Origin of the sequence: Pseudomonas sp. S3E12, from assembly GCF_001702295.1 — a bacterium.
In the GTDB taxonomy this organism is placed as follows: Bacteria; Pseudomonadota; Gammaproteobacteria; order Pseudomonadales; family Pseudomonadaceae; genus Aquipseudomonas; species Aquipseudomonas marginalis.
Genome location: NZ_MBDT01000003.1, coordinates 1 through 15,231 on the forward strand (window position 1 = coordinate 1; position 15,231 = coordinate 15,231).

General features: G+C 60.2%; 15 protein-coding genes. 8 read left to right on the plus strand and 7 right to left on the minus strand.

Going from position 1 to position 15,231, the window contains the following annotated elements; all coding sequences use genetic code 11:
* The 6 genes from BB029_RS01965 to BB029_RS01990 all read right to left on the minus strand — a co-directional run.
* A partial coding sequence (locus tag BB029_RS01965) for an outer membrane beta-barrel protein (protein WP_371914610.1) occupies positions 1 to 400 on the minus strand: 400 nt, incomplete at its 3' end.
* A 166-nt stretch (positions 401 to 566) separates the two neighbouring features.
* On the minus strand, positions 567 to 884 hold the full coding sequence (locus BB029_RS01970; protein ID WP_027608386.1) for a DUF2388 domain-containing protein: 318 nt from the start codon (positions 882 to 884) through the stop codon (positions 567 to 569).
* Between the two features lie 69 nt (positions 885 to 953).
* Positions 954 to 1,400 (minus strand): NfeD family protein, encoded by a 447-nt coding sequence (locus BB029_RS01975; protein WP_065938059.1) that lies wholly within the window; start codon positions 1,398 to 1,400, stop codon positions 954 to 956.
* A 10-nt stretch (positions 1,401 to 1,410) separates the two neighbouring features.
* Positions 1,411 to 2,331, minus strand: coding sequence for an SPFH domain-containing protein (locus tag BB029_RS01980; RefSeq protein ID WP_027608388.1), 921 nt, complete (start codon positions 2,329 to 2,331; stop codon positions 1,411 to 1,413).
* A gap of 77 nt (positions 2,332 to 2,408) precedes the next feature.
* Entirely contained in the window at positions 2,409 to 4,088 is a 1,680-nt protein-coding gene (locus BB029_RS01985) for a GspE/PulE family protein (RefSeq protein ID WP_065938060.1), read from the minus strand.
* Between the two features lie 83 nt (positions 4,089 to 4,171).
* Positions 4,172 to 4,510 carry a hypothetical protein gene (locus tag BB029_RS01990; protein WP_065938061.1) on the minus strand — a complete coding sequence of 113 codons (339 nt, stop codon included), beginning with the start codon at positions 4,508 to 4,510 and terminating at the stop codon, positions 4,172 to 4,174.
* A 127-nt stretch (positions 4,511 to 4,637) separates the two neighbouring features.
* Here BB029_RS01990 and BB029_RS01995 point away from each other — a divergent pair, with 127 nt between their 5' ends.
* Positions 4,638 to 5,108 (plus strand): Lrp/AsnC family transcriptional regulator, encoded by a 471-nt coding sequence (locus BB029_RS01995; RefSeq protein ID WP_010207358.1) that lies wholly within the window; start codon positions 4,638 to 4,640, stop codon positions 5,106 to 5,108.
* A 41-nt stretch (positions 5,109 to 5,149) separates the two neighbouring features.
* Here BB029_RS01995 and BB029_RS02000 read toward each other — a convergent pair whose 3' ends face one another.
* Positions 5,150 to 6,517 carry an inorganic triphosphatase gene (locus BB029_RS02000; protein ID WP_065938062.1) on the minus strand — a complete coding sequence of 456 codons (1,368 nt, stop codon included), beginning with the start codon at positions 6,515 to 6,517 and terminating at the stop codon, positions 5,150 to 5,152.
* A 158-nt stretch (positions 6,518 to 6,675) separates the two neighbouring features.
* On the opposite strand from BB029_RS02000, the gene argE reads away from it, so the two are divergent.
* The 7 genes from argE to ssuD all read left to right on the plus strand — a co-directional run bounded on the left by argE (position 6,676) and on the right by ssuD (position 15,223).
* A complete protein-coding gene (gene argE, locus BB029_RS02005; RefSeq protein ID WP_065938063.1) occupies positions 6,676 to 7,824 on the plus strand; it encodes an acetylornithine deacetylase in 1,149 nt (382 codons plus the stop codon).
* Positions 7,825 to 7,957: 133 nt separating this feature from the next.
* Complete coding sequence (gene argA / locus BB029_RS02010; RefSeq protein ID WP_027608393.1) at positions 7,958 to 9,259, plus strand: amino-acid N-acetyltransferase; 1,302 nt, start codon at positions 7,958 to 7,960, stop codon at positions 9,257 to 9,259.
* A 596-nt stretch (positions 9,260 to 9,855) separates the two neighbouring features.
* The gene (locus BB029_RS02015) at positions 9,856 to 11,256 is read left to right on the plus strand and encodes an OprD family porin (protein ID WP_065938064.1); all 1,401 of its coding nucleotides are present in this window, start codon (positions 9,856 to 9,858) and stop codon (positions 11,254 to 11,256) included.
* A 291-nt stretch (positions 11,257 to 11,547) separates the two neighbouring features.
* The gene (locus tag BB029_RS02020) at positions 11,548 to 12,186 is read left to right on the plus strand and encodes a peroxiredoxin (RefSeq protein WP_065938065.1); all 639 of its coding nucleotides are present in this window, start codon (positions 11,548 to 11,550) and stop codon (positions 12,184 to 12,186) included.
* Between the two features lie 201 nt (positions 12,187 to 12,387).
* Positions 12,388 to 12,981, plus strand: a complete 594-nt coding sequence (gene ssuE, locus BB029_RS02025; RefSeq protein ID WP_027608396.1) for an NADPH-dependent FMN reductase — start codon at positions 12,388 to 12,390, stop codon at positions 12,979 to 12,981.
* A 99-nt stretch (positions 12,982 to 13,080) separates the two neighbouring features.
* Positions 13,081 to 14,049 (plus strand): sulfonate ABC transporter substrate-binding protein, encoded by a 969-nt coding sequence (locus BB029_RS02030; protein WP_053127861.1) that lies wholly within the window; start codon positions 13,081 to 13,083, stop codon positions 14,047 to 14,049.
* A gap of 25 nt (positions 14,050 to 14,074) precedes the next feature.
* Positions 14,075 to 15,223 carry an FMNH2-dependent alkanesulfonate monooxygenase gene (ssuD, locus tag BB029_RS02035; RefSeq protein ID WP_027608398.1) on the plus strand — a complete coding sequence of 383 codons (1,149 nt, stop codon included), beginning with the start codon at positions 14,075 to 14,077 and terminating at the stop codon, positions 15,221 to 15,223.
* Positions 15,224 to 15,231 lie beyond the last annotated feature (8 nt).

Genomic DNA, 15,231 nt, shown 5'->3' on the forward strand with positions numbered 1-15,231 from the left:
CGCCCACCCCCGCCATGCCGTAGAACGACAGCCAATGAGTGAGCGGTATGTTTTTATAGCCATTGACCATCAAGCGCTGGCTGTCCACTTCAAGACGGTTGACGTTGGCATTGAAAGGCGACCAGAAGGAGTCGAAGGTCGAGTTGCCGGAGCGGGTGTATTCCCCTTCTGCGCGCCAGCCATCGGTGAAGGCATAACCTACCGAGTAGGATCCGGTGAATGTTTTAGTGCTATCAGGCGCCTCCACTCGTTCGGTGACGCGCGGGCTGGTCAACAGTGCGCTGGATAGATTCTGGCGTGCACTGTTGAACTTTGCCGAGCCGTACCAGGCATCTGCCTGTGCATAAGGCGTTGCAATAGCGGTGAGGAACACAAAGGAAGAGAGTTTTCGCATGGTTATCGATTCATTCACTGAGGGAAGGTTGGAATCGATAGCTTGTCGTCGGTGGAGAGCAGTGAAGTAGAGGATTTCTCCTGTTCAATCGTCAACTCAACAGTCTTTGCTGTAGGAAGAAAAGTGGCACAAAAAAGCCGCTCCCAGGGAGCGGCTGTTTTAACCGGCGGTTTTACTCGGCGGCGATAGCGTTTTTCGCCAGGATAGCGTTGGCCAGCTCCATATCCGTGGCCTGCAGGCCAGGGTTGTCGGCGCGGACTTTCTGCATGGCGGCTTCCAGGTACGGGCCGCGGATACCGCCGTCGCTGGCAACGAAGCTGCCTGCGTCGTCTTGTGCGGCAACCACCAGCTTGTGGTCCTTGAAGGTCAGGTAGGTCGAGCCGGTAGTGGCGCCCGACGAGATGACATTGCGCCAGAAACTGTCGGCCATGGCTGAACCGACAGGGAGGGAAAGCACGGCGAGGGTAGCGACAGCATATTTAAGACGCATGATGGGTGACTCCGGGTGGGTGATCTGTACCGTTTGATTGTAGTTAGCCCAACCGAGTTCCATCACTGACTAAACAGTTTCTACCTTCAAGATCACGCCATCCAGGCCCACCACACGCACTTGAGCGCCTACAGGGCTGTCAGGACCGGACACCATCCAGACGCCATCACCGACTTTTACCTTGCCCCGACCCTCCACAATCGCCTGATGCACCACGAACACGCGACCGACCAGCTCCGAGCCACGCTCGTTGAGGCCCGGCTGGTCACTGGCTTTGGCGCTGCTGCGCTGGCGTTTCCACCAGTACACCGCAGTCAATATCGACAGCACAGCGAACAGCAACAGTTGCCACTCCAGCCCGAGCGGCGGCACCAGAAACTTGATCACGCCCACGGCTGCCGCAGCTATGCCCATCCACAGCAGGTAGCCACCGGCGCCGAAGACCTCAAGAATCAATAGCACCGTACCCAGTGCGAGCCAATCCCAGAACGAAAGATGCTGCAGGAAATCCCACATGGCGATCGCCTCAGGCTTTCTTGTTATCGAAGGTTGCCTTGACGATTTCGCCGATGCCGCCGACAGCGCCGATCACCTGGCTGGCTTCCAGTGGCATCAGGATCACTTTGCTGTTATTGGCCGACGCCAATTTGCCAAGGGCATCGATGTATTTCTGCGCGACGAAGTAGTTGATGGCCTGCACGTTACCGGTGGCGATTGCTTCGGACACGACCTGGGTCGCGCGGGCCTCTGCCTCTGCCTGACGCTCACGGGCTTCAGACTCCAGGAATGCGGCCTGGCGTCCACCTTCGGCTTCAAGAATCTGTGCCTGCTTCTTGCCTTCGGCCGTCAGGATCGCCGATGCCCGCAGGCCTTCGGCTTCCAGGATCTGTGCGCGCTTGATCCGTTCGGCTTTCATCTGCCCGGACATGGCGGCCATCAGGTCGGCGGGCGGGCTGATGTCCTTGATTTCGATCCGGGTGATCTTGATGCCCCACGGCGCCGTGGCTTCATCGACGGTGCGCAGCAGTTTTTCGTTGATGCCGTCGCGCTGGCTGAGCATGGCATCCAGCTCCATGGAGCCGAGCACGGTACGGATATTGGTTTGCAGCAGGTTGCGGATAGCGTGTTCGAGGTTGTTGACCTCGTAGGCGGCCTGGGCGGTATTGACCACCTGGAAGAAGCACACGGCGTCGATCTGCACGGTGGCGTTGTCGGCGGTGATGACTTCCTGGGGCGGGATATCCAGCACGCTTTCCATCACGTTGATCTTGCGGCCGATGCGGTCCATGACCGGGATGATGATGTTCAGGCCCGGCTTGAGGGTGTTGGTGTACCGGCCGAAGCGCTCGACGGTCCACTGATAGCCCTGGGGTACCACCTTGAAGCCCATGAACAGGATGGCGATAGCCAAACCCACGAAAAGAAGCAGTACGGTTCCGATCTGCATAGCGATTCCCTATCTGATGGTGTCAGTTAAACGACGTTCGGCCGATTGTAACGGTCTTGTCACCGATAAGAACGGTTTCAGCACGGTGTAATCAACGCATCTGTTACCGAATCCCCTGGCGTCACTCGCAATACCTCGGCCATCGTGGTCAGCCCCGCCTTGACTTTACCCACGCCGGCCATGCGCAGGCCGCACATGCCTTGCGCCACCGCCTCCCTGCGCAGGGACTGCGCGTCGGCGCCTGGCGTGATCAGCGCCTTGAGCGAATCATTCAGCACCATGAGCTCGTAGACCCCGGCGCGCCCGCGAAACCCGCTGTTTCGACATTCCGCACACCCTACCGCTTCGTGAGCATCGCCCGCCACCCGCTTGCAATGAGGGCACAGCAAGCGCACCAAGCGCTGCGCCATTACGCCCAATAACGTGGCCTTGATCAAATAATGAGCAATGCCCAGTTCCTGCAAGCGGCTGATGGCGCTGGGCGCATCATTGGTGTGCAGCGTCGAGAGCACCAAGTGCCCGGTCAATGCGGCCTGGATCGCCATCTCGGCGGTTTCCCGGTCGCGGATCTCGCCGATCATGATGATGTCCGGGTCCTGGCGGAGCAGGGCTCGGATGCCGCTGGCGAAGGTCAGGTCGATATTGGGCTGTACCTGCATTTGGTTAAACGCCGGCTCGACCATCTCGATAGGGTCTTCCACGGTGCAAAGATTGACCTCTCGGGTCGCCAAGTGTTTGAGCGTGGTGTAGAGGGTGCTGGTCTTGCCTGAACCGGTAGGCCCCGTGACCAGGATGATGCCGTTGGTGTGGCGCGTCATGTCGTGCCATCGCTGCTGGTCCTCGGCCGACAAGCCCAGCTCGTCAAAGTCCTTGAGCAGCACCTGCGGATCGAAAATCCGCATCACCAGCTTTTCGCCAAAGGCGGTGGGCAGGGTCGACAGCCGCAACTCGACTTCTGTGCCGGCAGGGCTTTTGGTCTTGACCCGACCGTCCTGGGGTTTGCGTTTTTCCGCCACGTTCATCCGCCCGAGGCTTTTCAGGCGGCTGACCACTGCCATCGTCACCTGGGGAGGAAATTGATAGACGTCGTGCAACAGGCCATCAATGCGAAAGCGCACGCGGCCTTGTTCACGGCACGGCTCGATATGAATATCACTGGCCCGCTGGGCGAACGCGTATTGCAACAGCCAGTCGACGATATTGACGATATGCGCGTCGTTGGCGTCCGGCTCCTGGTCGCTGGCGCCGAGGTTGAGCAACTCGACGTTGCCAGGCCCCGCCACCTTTTGATCCGCACCGCTGACGGACTTCGCCAGCCGGTAAAATTCGCTGATACAACGCTGAATGTCCTGGGGGTTGGCAACCACGCGCCTGATCGAGCGCTGGAGCACTTGTGCCAGTCCCGATTCCCAGCTGGTGACATGGGGCTGGGCGCTGGCAACGGTGACGGTCTGCGCGTCCACGGCTACCGCGAGGATGGCGTGGCGTTGGGCAAACGCGTGGGACATCAGCGGCACCACCGTTGCGACATCGATCTTCAGCGGGTCGATACGCCAATAAGGTTGCCCCACATGTTGGGCAAGCCACTGGGTCAGGGTTTCCAGGGAAGGCCCAAGGGCGGCGATGCACTCCAACGGGTGCTGGGCGTTGCCGGCGGGCAGCGCCGATAAGCGCTGCGCGATGTCGGGAGCAATCAGCCCTCCCTCGACCAGCGCCGGGAGCAACTGATGCAGTTCCAATCGGTGATCAGCAGGCATGAAGGTGTTCCTGGGTAGCCTCGGAAGAAATTTCAGGCTAGCCAGCCGCCGAATATCTTCCTCCCAACGTATGTTGCAGGCCTTTACCGAGCTGCTGCCGCCACGGCCGCAGGCCCCACGGAATCAGCGCGCCACACGTGCAGCGTGCACACGCTGATCAGGTTTCGAATCTTTTCGGCGATCACTTGGGCGCGATGCCAGCTCAGGCTATCCATCACGATATCGATGTTCAGCAGGTCTTCCTGGCGGCTCACGTTGACCTGGCTCGGTGTCAGGAACTGCAACGCAAAATAGTTGAGTACCCGACACAACACATCGGGCTCCGCCTCGGCGACGATCCGGTAATGCGCCTGGCAATGGGCGCTGCTGGCAGCCCACGCATCGACGCGGGTCATGGGGTGGGTGGTTTCGACGGCATGCATGCTGACTCTCCAGATTCGACTGGAGAAATTTTTACATTCGCTTCGGGAGATTTCTTATCTAAGATGAGCCTGATATGCGATTAATTGAATCGGTCAATTCAGAAAAGACAGCCTTCAAGGTATTTTTATGCACAGTGAATTGGACGCCTACGACCGCCGCATCCTGGCCCTGCTGCAAGAGGACGCCTCGCTGTCCAGCGCGCAGATCGCCGAACAGGTCGGCCTGTCTCAGTCGCCGTGCTGGCGACGCATCCAGCGGCTCAAGGAGGAAGGAGTGATTCGCGGCCAGGTCACTCTGCTGGATCGCAAGAAGATCGGCCTGAATACGCAGATCTTTGCCGAGGTCAAACTCAACGCCCACGGCCGATCCAACTTCACCGAGTTCACCGACGCGATTCGTGGGTTTCCGGAAGTGCTGGAGTGCTATGTGCTGATGGGGGCGGTGGATTTTCTGCTGCGCATCGTGACGTCGGACATTGAGGCGTACGAGCGGTTTTTCTTCGAGAAGTTATCGATGGTGCCGGGGATTCAGGAGGTCAACTCGATCGTGGCGCTGTCCGAGATCAAGTCGACCACCAGCCTGCCAGTATTGCGCTGACAGGATCGGCCTCATCGGGGGCTAGGCCCCCGATGGCGATATTACAGGCGCAGCAGGGTCTTCCAGGCACGGTTCTGATACACCGCAATCGCCTGATGCATGCGCGCATCCAGCGACTCGTCGGTGATCGGCTGGTTGGCCAGTTGCGCCAGCTTGTTCAACTCGCCGTACAAGCGATCCAGTTCCGCAATGTCCACCACGTTACGCCCGTGGTGCAGCCAGGCCTGGATGCGTTCGATGCGCGGCAGTTGCTCGGCCAGGTCTTCCGGTTGCTGCTGGTAGCGCGGCAGTTGCAGGGCGACGGCATCGTCGGCCAGCAGGCGCGGCAGCCAGTTGGTGATTTGCGCGGCGCCCTGGCGGTTGCCGCGCACGTTGCGGTCGGCAGTCCAGGTGCGGGCCATCAGCCAGCGTGACATGTTCAGCGAGAACAAGCCCCAGCGCACGTCGTCCAATTCTTCGGCAAACTGCTCGGGTGCGGCTTTGCGGATGTCTTCGTCGTCGTCACCGGCCTGGACCAGCGGGCGCCAGTCTTCCAGCAGTGCATCGAGTGCGCTGCGCAGTTCGCTGGTGGATTGACGCGGTGCGGCCTGGCCGAGGCTGCCGATCAGGGCGCGCAGTTCGCCGAGGTTGTCGACCCAGTCCTGCAGCAGACGCCAGTGGCCATTGAAGCGGTATTGTTCGGCCAGGCGCTGGCTGCTGCCGAGCAGGTGCCACATGATTGCGGCGAAGGCGTCGTCCAGCGGCATTTCGGCGTGGATCTGCGGCGCCGGCAGGCTCAGGGAGTAGCTGCTGGCGTCGTACAGGCGGTAGCCGCGCTCGGCCTTGCTGATGTCACACGGCATCAGCGCGAGGGTGGCGGCCAGTTCGGCGGCCAACTCCAGCAGGGCAGCCGGTTCGCCTTCGCGCAGTTCGAGTTCCAGCTCGCAAATTTCCTCTTTCTGCTTACCCACGACCACATGGCCCAGGTCCAGGGCGGCTTCGATCACCACCTTGGCCTTGCCACGGCCCCAGGCGATTTCGGCGCGCTCGCGCACGAAGTCGGTGGTGAAGATCGGCTTGAGGGTCTTTTTGTCCAGCTCGGCCAGTTGCTCGGGCCAGCAATCGCCGTCGAGTTTCTTCACGTCGAGCTTGGCCTTGGGCAGGTCCCAGTTGTACTCATTGCGTTCCGACAGGCCGGCGACGCTTTGGCCACGGGTCTTGAGGGTCTGGATAATCTCGTCACCGTCCTTGCGCAGGCGCAGGGCGACTTTGGCCTGGGCCAGGTCACGCTCGGGGGTGTCGAAGTACTGGTTCATCAACTCACGGCGTTCCCAGCCACTTTTGTTGCGTTTTTTCAGTAGCGGGTGCTCACGCAGCGCGGCGAGTGTTTCGCGGCTGACGCGGAGCTTGATTTCGGTTTCTTTCTGCATGGCCGGAAAATCCAGGATCGGGAGCGCAGCCGGGGAAACGAGTGGCTGCCAAGGTCGTGCAGTGTACAGGACTGAGCCCGGCAACGCGCCGCAACGGTTTATTGTCTCGTGCAGATGCCTCTATAGTGGGGCTCATCCGGGAAGTAGGGAGACCGCGTATGCCGTTACCGTCCATGAAAGAGCAGTTCGCCGCGCTGATTGCCGCGCCTTCGGTGAGTTGCACCCAGGCGTCTCTCGACCAGACCAACCGCCCGGTGATCGATTTGCTCGCCGGTTGGTTGGGTGACCTGGGGTTCTCCATCGACATCCAGCCGGTCAGCCCCGGCAAATTCAACCTGCTGGCCAGCTTTGGCACCGGCCCCGGTGGCCTGGTATTGGCCGGCCATAGCGACACCGTTCCTTATGACGCTGCGTTGTGGAAGACCGATCCGCTCAAGCTGACGGAAGTCGACGGCCGCTGGGTAGGATTGGGCAGTTGCGACATGAAGGGTTTTTTCGCTCTGGCGATTGAGGCGGTGTTGCCGCTGCTGGACCAACCGTTCAAGCAGCCGTTGCTGATCCTCGCCACCTGCGATGAAGAAAGCTCCATGTCCGGTGCCCGGGCATTGGCCGAAGCCGGGCGCCCGCTGGGCCGCGCGGCGGTGATCGGTGAACCGACCGGCCTCAAGCCGATCCGCCTGCACAAAGGCGTGATGATGGAGCGCATCGACATTCTCGGCCAAAGCGGCCATTCGTCGGACCCAAGCCTGGGCCACAGCGCCCTGGAAGCCATGCATGACGCCATCGGCGAGCTGCGCGGCCTGCGCCTGGCCTGGCAGCGCGAGTACCGCAACCCGCAATTCAGCGTGCCGCAACCGACCATGAACTTCGGCTGTATCCATGGTGGCGACAACCCCAACCGCATCTGCGGCCAGTGCTCCCTGGAATTCGACCTGCGGCCCTTGCCGGGCATGGATCCCGAAGTGTTGCGTGCGGCTATCCGGCAAAAGCTCGAACCGCTGGCCGAGCGCCATAAAGTCAAGATCGACTACGCGCCGTTATTCCCCGCAGTGCCGCCGTTCGAACAGGCCGAAGACGCCGAGTTGGTGCGGGTCGCGGAACGATTGACCGGGCATCGTGCTGAAGCAGTAGCGTTCGGCACCGAAGCGCCTTATCTTCAGCGCCTTGGTTGTGAAACCCTGGTGCTTGGCCCTGGCGACATCGCCTGTGCCCATCAACCGGGCGAGTACCTCGAAATGTCACGCTTGACGCCTACAGTGCGTCTATTGCGGGAACTGATCGAACATTACTGCCTGAAACCTGCGTAAATTAACCCCTGTCCATTCGTACATAAGGAGAGCGAGCGTGTCGCCAAGCCTGTTCCGACGATAACCATCAGCCCGCTGTGCGTTTTCACGACTCATCCTTTTTCGGCTGCTTCTTATTACAGGCCCAGGTTCCATGCCCGACTACGTTAATTGGCTTCGTCACGCTTCGCCCTACATCAATGCCCACCGCGACTGCACCTTTGTGGTCATGTTGCCCGGCGACGGTGTGGATCATCCGAACTTCGGCAATATCGTCCACGACCTGGTGCTGCTTCACAGCCTGGGCGTGCGTCTGGTGCTGGTGCACGGTTCGCGCCCACAGATCGAAGCGCGCCTTGAAGCGCGCGGCCTGGTCCCGACTTACCATGAAGGCATGCGCATCACCGATGCCGCGACGCTGGAGTGTGTGATCGACGCGGTCGGCCACCTGCGTATCGCCATCGAAGCGCGCCTGTCGATGGACATGGCCTCGTCGCCGATGCAGGGCTCGCGCCTGCGGGTGGCCAGCGGCAACCTGGTGACGGCGCGGCCTATCGGCGTGCTTGAAGGCGTGGATTACCACCACACCGGCGAAGTGCGTCGGGTCGACCGCAAGGGCATCAATCGCCTGCTGGATGAGCGCTCCATTGTGCTGCTGTCGCCCCTGGGCTATTCGCCGACGGGGGAGATCTTCAACCTGGCCTGCGAAGACGTCGCCACCCGCGCCGCCATCGACCTGGGGGCGGACAAGCTGCTGCTGTTCGGCGCTGATCTCGGCCTGATCGATGAAAATGGCCGCCTGGTCCGCGAATTGCGCCCGCAACAAGTACCGGCACACCTGCAACGCCTGGGCAGCAGCAACTACCAGTCCGAATTGCTTGATGCAGCGGCCGAGGCTTGCCGGGGCGGGGTAGGGCGCAGCCACATCGTCAGCTACGCCGAAGACGGTGCCTTGCTCACCGAACTGTTCACCCGCGATGGCGGCGGCACGCTGGTGGCCCAGGAGCAATTCGAACGGGTGCGCGAGGCGGCGATTGAAGACGTCGGCGGCTTGCTCGACCTGATCAGCCCCCTGGAAGAACAGGGCATCCTGGTGCGCCGTTCGCGGGAAGTGCTCGAACGTGAGATCGAGCAGTTCAGCGTGGTGGAGCGCGAAGGCATGATCATCGCCTGTGCGGCGTTGTATCAGATCGCCGATTCGGACGCGGGTGAGCTGGCATGCCTGGCGGTGAACCCGGAGTACCGCCACGGCGGGCGGGGTGACGAGCTGCTGGAGCGTATCGAAACCCGTGCCCGGGCCCAGGGGTTGAAGACGCTGTTCGTGCTTACCACGCGGACTGCCCACTGGTTCCGTGAGCGCGGCTTTGTGCCGAGCAGCGTGGATCGCCTGCCATCGGCACGGGCCTCGCTGTACAACTACCAGCGTAACTCGAAGATTTTCGAGAAGGCCTTGTAGAACCCTACCCCCAAGTCACCGGGCAGGCTCGTGCAAGAGCCTGCCGTCACGCACGACTAAAGTTTAAGCATTCTTGATCTGACGCCGATAACAGGTGGGCGGCTATGGATAGAGTGTGGAAGCTCGCTAATAGCTGAATCGTCGAATGGGCGGCTTGGACAGCAAAAGAAACGATTAGTGACACAAAAACTGTAACAAATTGACGGGAGGATGTGCCTTTGGCCATGATGGCGTCGCCTTTTTGATCGTGGGTGACGTATGCAACAGCGCGGCCACACTAATCGATCTAAAAAAGCGCTAACAAATACCCTTTAGGAATTAGCTTATGTGGCGGGTGGTCTATGCTGGCCTGTCCGCGTCACGGAAAGTCTTATTCCCGAATCGTATGAAAAAGAATGAAATAATTCTTTTTGGGTGTATGAAAAACTCATTACCCTGCAGGGACCAAATCAACGGTGGTTAGACGAAGGTAGTAGACACACAAGGTTACGATTGACTTGTCAGTCACTATCCGGTGCTAATCGCGCATCTGTGGATCGAGGGCGTCAGACCCGAGACCAAAGAAATACAAAAATTAGAAACGAGAGGAGCGGTACATGAAGAAGTCCACCTTGGCACTGTCTGTAGCTTTGGGCGTAATCGCTCAGCAAGCAGGCGCTGCCGGTTTCATCGAAGACAGCAAGGCCACACTGGGTCTGCGTAACTTCTACATCAATACTGATAACCGTGACGACGCTACTAAAGCGGCCGGCGCGCAGAACAAGTCGGAAGAGTGGGGCCAAGCTTTCGACCTGCGCTTCATCTCCGGTTACACCCAAGGCACCGTAGGCTTTGGTCTTGACGCTATCGGCCTGCTGGGCGTGCGTCTGGATTCGGGCGGTGGCACCAACGGCGCTACCGCTGCATCGGCTGGCAACGCCGGCTCTTACGGCGGCACGGTTTTCCCGAGCAAGTCCAATGGCGAAGCCGTTGATAACTTCTCCAGCCTGGGCCTGACGGCTAAAGCCAAAATCTCCCAGACCGAACTGAAGCTGGGTACTTTGCAGCCTAAGCTGCCGGTAATCATTACCAACGATGGTCGTCTGTTACCGCAGACTTTCCAGGGTGGTCAGATTACTACTAACGACATCAAGGACCTGACGCTGGTTGCCGGCCAGATCGAAAAGGCCAAGGGTCGTAACTCCAGCAACGTCGAGAACCTGTCTCTCGCGGGTGCCAACGGCCGTACCGCCGCTGGTCGCGACAGCAACAAGTTTATCTACGCCGGTGGCGACTACAAGATCACCAAAGACCTGACTGCCCAGTACTACTACGGCAATCTGGATCAGTTCTACAAACAGCACTTCCTGGGCTTGCTGCACAACTGGGCGATCGGTCCTGGTGTGTTGAAAACCGACCTGCGCTACTTCAACAGCCGCGCTGATGGTGCCAACAGCAACGACGCGAACTACTACACCAGTGGTGACTACGGTACTAACGCCGCTGGCGCGAATATCGTCAAAGGTAAAGTTGACAATAATCTGTACAGCGGCTTGTTCCTGTACACCGTTGCGGGTCACACCTTCGGTGGTGGTTACCAAGTCAGCAACGGCGACAGTGACTTCCCATGGTTGAACCAAGGCGACGGTTCGTCGGCCTACCTGACCACTGACTCGCAGATTGCCAAGTTTGCCCGCGCCGGCGAACGTACATGGCAAGCTCGCTACGCATATGACTTCGCCAAGATTGGCGTACCTGGCTTGACCGCTGGTGTGGTTTACCTGCGTGGCGACAATATCGATACCCGCGGCCGAGTTGGTGTTGCTCAGGTCCAAACAAACTCCAACGGCGCGAACGAGTGGGAACGTGACATCACTGTTGCCTACGTCGTACCAGAAGGCCCGCTGAAGAACGTTGGCGTGGCTTGGAAAAACGCCATGTGGCGCAACGACATCGCTGGCCAGCGTAATCAGGACGAAAACCGCCTGATCGTCAGCTACTCGCTGCCACTGTTCTAGTCGCGTGAAGCTGTTGTAAGACCGTAAAACCTTGCCCGGCGCACGCCGGGCAAGGTGTCTTGCCTTTCAAGTCGGGCTAAACCCCCGCAAGCCCTTCCTGAACTCCTCTTTGTACAGCGTCTCAAGGCCTTCTCGAACCTTGGAAACGATGTTGCGCTTCGCCCTTTCCCGCGTCCAATGAACAGATTTTTAATATTCCTTTATCGTCTAGATAAATCGATATTTATTCTTTTTAAATAATCCGTAATCCATGCACAGTGGGCTCCATAAGCACTCACCAGGAGCCACACCATGAGCCTAAGACTGGGCGATATCGCCCCCGACTTCGAACAGGATTCCAGCGCCGGCAAGATTCGTTTCCACGAATGGCTGGGCGACAGCTGGGGTGTGTTGTTTTCCCACCCGGCGGACTTCACCCCGGTGTGCACCACGGAGCTGGGCTTCACCGCCAAGCTCAAAAACGAGTTCGCCAAGCGCGGCGTCAAGGCCATTGCCCTGTCGGTGGACCCGGTGGACTCGCACCACAAGTGGATCGAAGACATCAACGAAACCCAGGCCACCGTCGTCAACTTCCCGATCCTGGCTGACGCCGACCGCAAGGTTTCGGACCTCTACGACCTGATCCACCCGAATGCCAGTGACACCCTCACCGTGCGTTCCTTGTTCGTGATCGACCCGAACAAGAAGATTCGCCTGACCATCACCTACCCGGCCAGCACCGGCCGTAACTTCCACGAAATCCTGCGGGTCATCGACTCGCTGCAACTGACCGACAACTACAAAGTCGCCACCCCCGCCAACTGGCAGGACGGTGATGAAGTGGTGATCGTGCCGTCGCTCAAGGATGAGGAAGAGATCAAGAAGCGCTTTCCGAAGGGTTATCGGGCGGTGAAGCCCTACCTGCGGCTTACTCCACAACCCAATCGTTGAAACTGAATCACAGCAGGGGTTTTCAGGCCGTTTCTACGGCCTTTTTTTTCGCCTGGCGACCTACAAACCTCATATGCATTTAAAGAATAAACAAATGAAAAAATAAGATTTATAGATATATGAATCTGCTGATAAGGTCTGTTCCATCTTGGCGCCATCGCCACACAGCGAACCGCCGGCACTTGCTCAAGGAATTCCTGCATGTTGGTCGTAACACTTGGAGGCAGTCCCAGCCAGCGTTCCCGCTCCGGGGTCTTGCTGGAAAAAACCCGTCAGTGGTTGCAAGACAAAGGCGTTGAAGTGGTGAGTTACCAGATACGGGACTTCCCGGCCGAAGACTTGCTGCATGCGCGCTTCGACAGCCCCAAGGTCATCGACCTGCTGCAACAGGTGGCTAACGCGGATGGCCTGGTGATCGCCACGCCGGTGTACAAGGCGTCGTTCTCCGGTGCGTTGAAAACCGTGCTCGACCTGCTCCCCGAGCGCGCCCTGGCCCACAAGGTTGTGTTGCCGATGGCGACCGGCGGCAGCATCGCCCACATGCTGGCGGTGGATTACGCCCTGAAGCCGGTATTGTCGGCCCTCAAAGCCCAGGAGCTGCTCCACGGCATTTTTGCCGAAGACAGCCAGATCGCCTACGGCGAAGGCAGTGCCCAGGCACAACTGGTACCGGTCCTCGAACACCGTTTGCACGAGGCCCTGGAGACGCTTTACGGCGCCATGGCCCGTCGTCCGAAACCGCTGGACCCGCATGTGTTGAATGAACGTTTGTTGAGTGCTCGCTGGAGCATTTAAGTCAGCCTCACCGTTATAGAGATGTACTCACCTTACTCAGCCGCCAACGGCCAAGCAGGTGCAGCCAACCCCCTCATCGCATTATTTGGAGAGAGCGCCATGCGCACTGTCATCTTGCGTCGTGGTCTGGTCGCACTGTTTGCTGCGGCTGTGTCCTTCGGCGCCATTGTTCAGGCCCAAGCCGCCGAGACCCTGCGGATCGGTTACCAGAAATACGGCACCCTGGTGCTGCTCAAGGCCAAGGGCACCCTGGAAAAACGCCTGGCGGCCCAAGGCGTCAACGTCCAATGGACCGAGTTTCCCGGCGGTCCGCAACTGCTCGAAGGCCTGAACGTGGGCTCCATCGACTTCGGTGTCACCGGCGAAACCCCGCCGGTCTTCGCCCAGGCCGCCGGTGCCGACCTGCTCTACGTGGCCTACGAGCCGCCAGCGCCCACCAGTGAAGCGATCCTGGTGCCGAAAGACTCGACGATCAAATCGGTGGCCGAGCTCAAGGGCAAGAAAGTCGTGCTCAACAAAGGCTCCAACGTGCACTACCTGCTGGTGCGTGCCCTGGAAGACGCCGGCCTGAAATACACCGACGTGCAGACCGTGTTCCTGCCGCCCGCCGATGCCCGTGCCGCCTTCGAGCGTGGCAGTGTGGATGCGTGGGTGATCTGGGATCCGTACCAGGCCGCCGCCGAGAAACAACTGCAAGCGCGCACCCTGCGTGACGGCACCGGCATTGCCGACAACCACCAGTTCTACCTGGCCACCAAGCCGTACGCCGAAAAGCATCCGGAAGTGGTCAAGGCGCTGATCGAAGAGGTGCGCGCGGTGGGCGAGTGGTCCAAGGCCAACCCCCAGGAAGTGACCGAACAAGTCGCGCCGCTGCTGGGCCTGCCGGCAGACATCACCCTGACCTCGGTGAAACGCCAGGGCTACGGCGCGCTGTTCCTGACCCCGGAAGTGGTGGCGGCCCAGCAGAAAATCGCCGACAGCTTCTACCAACTCAAATTGATCCCCAAGCCCTTGAGCATCAAGGACGTGATCTGGACGCCACCGGCTGCCGTGGCTAAAGCGCCGTAATCCGATTTCTTCAGGAGACAACTCCATGAGCCTCACTATTTTCTGGTTTCTGCCTACCCACGGCGACGGCCATTACCTTGGCACCGCCGAAGGCGCTCGCGCCGTTGATCACGGTTATCTGCAGCAAGTGGCCCAGGCCGCTGACCGCCTGGGATTCGGCGGGGTGCTGATCCCCACCGGTCGCTCCTGCGAAGACTCGTGGCTGGTGGCCGCCTCGCTGATCCCGGTGACCCAGCGTTTGAAATTCCTTGTCGCGCTGCGTCCCGGGATCATTTCCCCGACGGTGGCGGCGCGCCAGGCCGCGACCCTGGACCGCCTGTCCGGCGGCCGTGCGTTGTTCAACCTGGTAACCGGTGGTGACCCGGAAGAGCTGGCAGGCGATGGCTTGTTCCTCAGTCACGAAGAGCGCTACCAGGCTTCGGTGGAGTTCACCCGCATCTGGCGCCGCGTGCTGGAAGGCGAAACCGTGGATTACGACGGCGAGCACATCAGCGTCAAAGGCGCCAAGTTGCTCTACCCGCCGATCCAGCAACCGCGCCCGCCGCTGTACTTCGGCGGATCCTCCGAAGCGGCCCAGGACCTCGCCGCCGAACAGGTGGAGATGGTGCTGACCTGGGGCGAGCCACCGGCCGCCGTCGCCGAGAAGATCGAGCAGGTGCGGGCCAAGGCGGCGAAACTCGGGCGCACCGTGCGCTTCGGCATTCGTCTGCATGTGATCGTGCGCGAAACCAACGAGGAGGCCTGGAAAGCCGCCGACAAACTGATCTCCCATCTCGACGACGACACCATCGCCCGTGCCCAGGCTTCCCTGGCGCGCTTCGATTCTGTCGGCCAGCAGCGCATGGCGGCCTTGCATGGCGGCAACCGCGACAACCTGGAAGTCAGCCCCAACCTGTGGGCCGGCGTCGGCCTGGTGCGTGGCGGTGCGGGCACCGCGCTGGTGGGCGATGGCCCGACGGTTGCGGAGCGGGTCAAGGAGTACGCAGCGCTGGGCATCGACACCTTTATCTTCTCCGGTTATCCACACCTGGAAGAATCGTATCGGGTCGCCGAGCTGCTGTTCCCGCACCTGGATATCGAACGTCCCGAGCTGCCGAAAAGCGCCGGTTACGTAAGCCCGTTCGGCGAAATGGTCGCCAACGACATCCTTCCCAAAGCTGCGTCACAGAGCTGAGGCGGCGC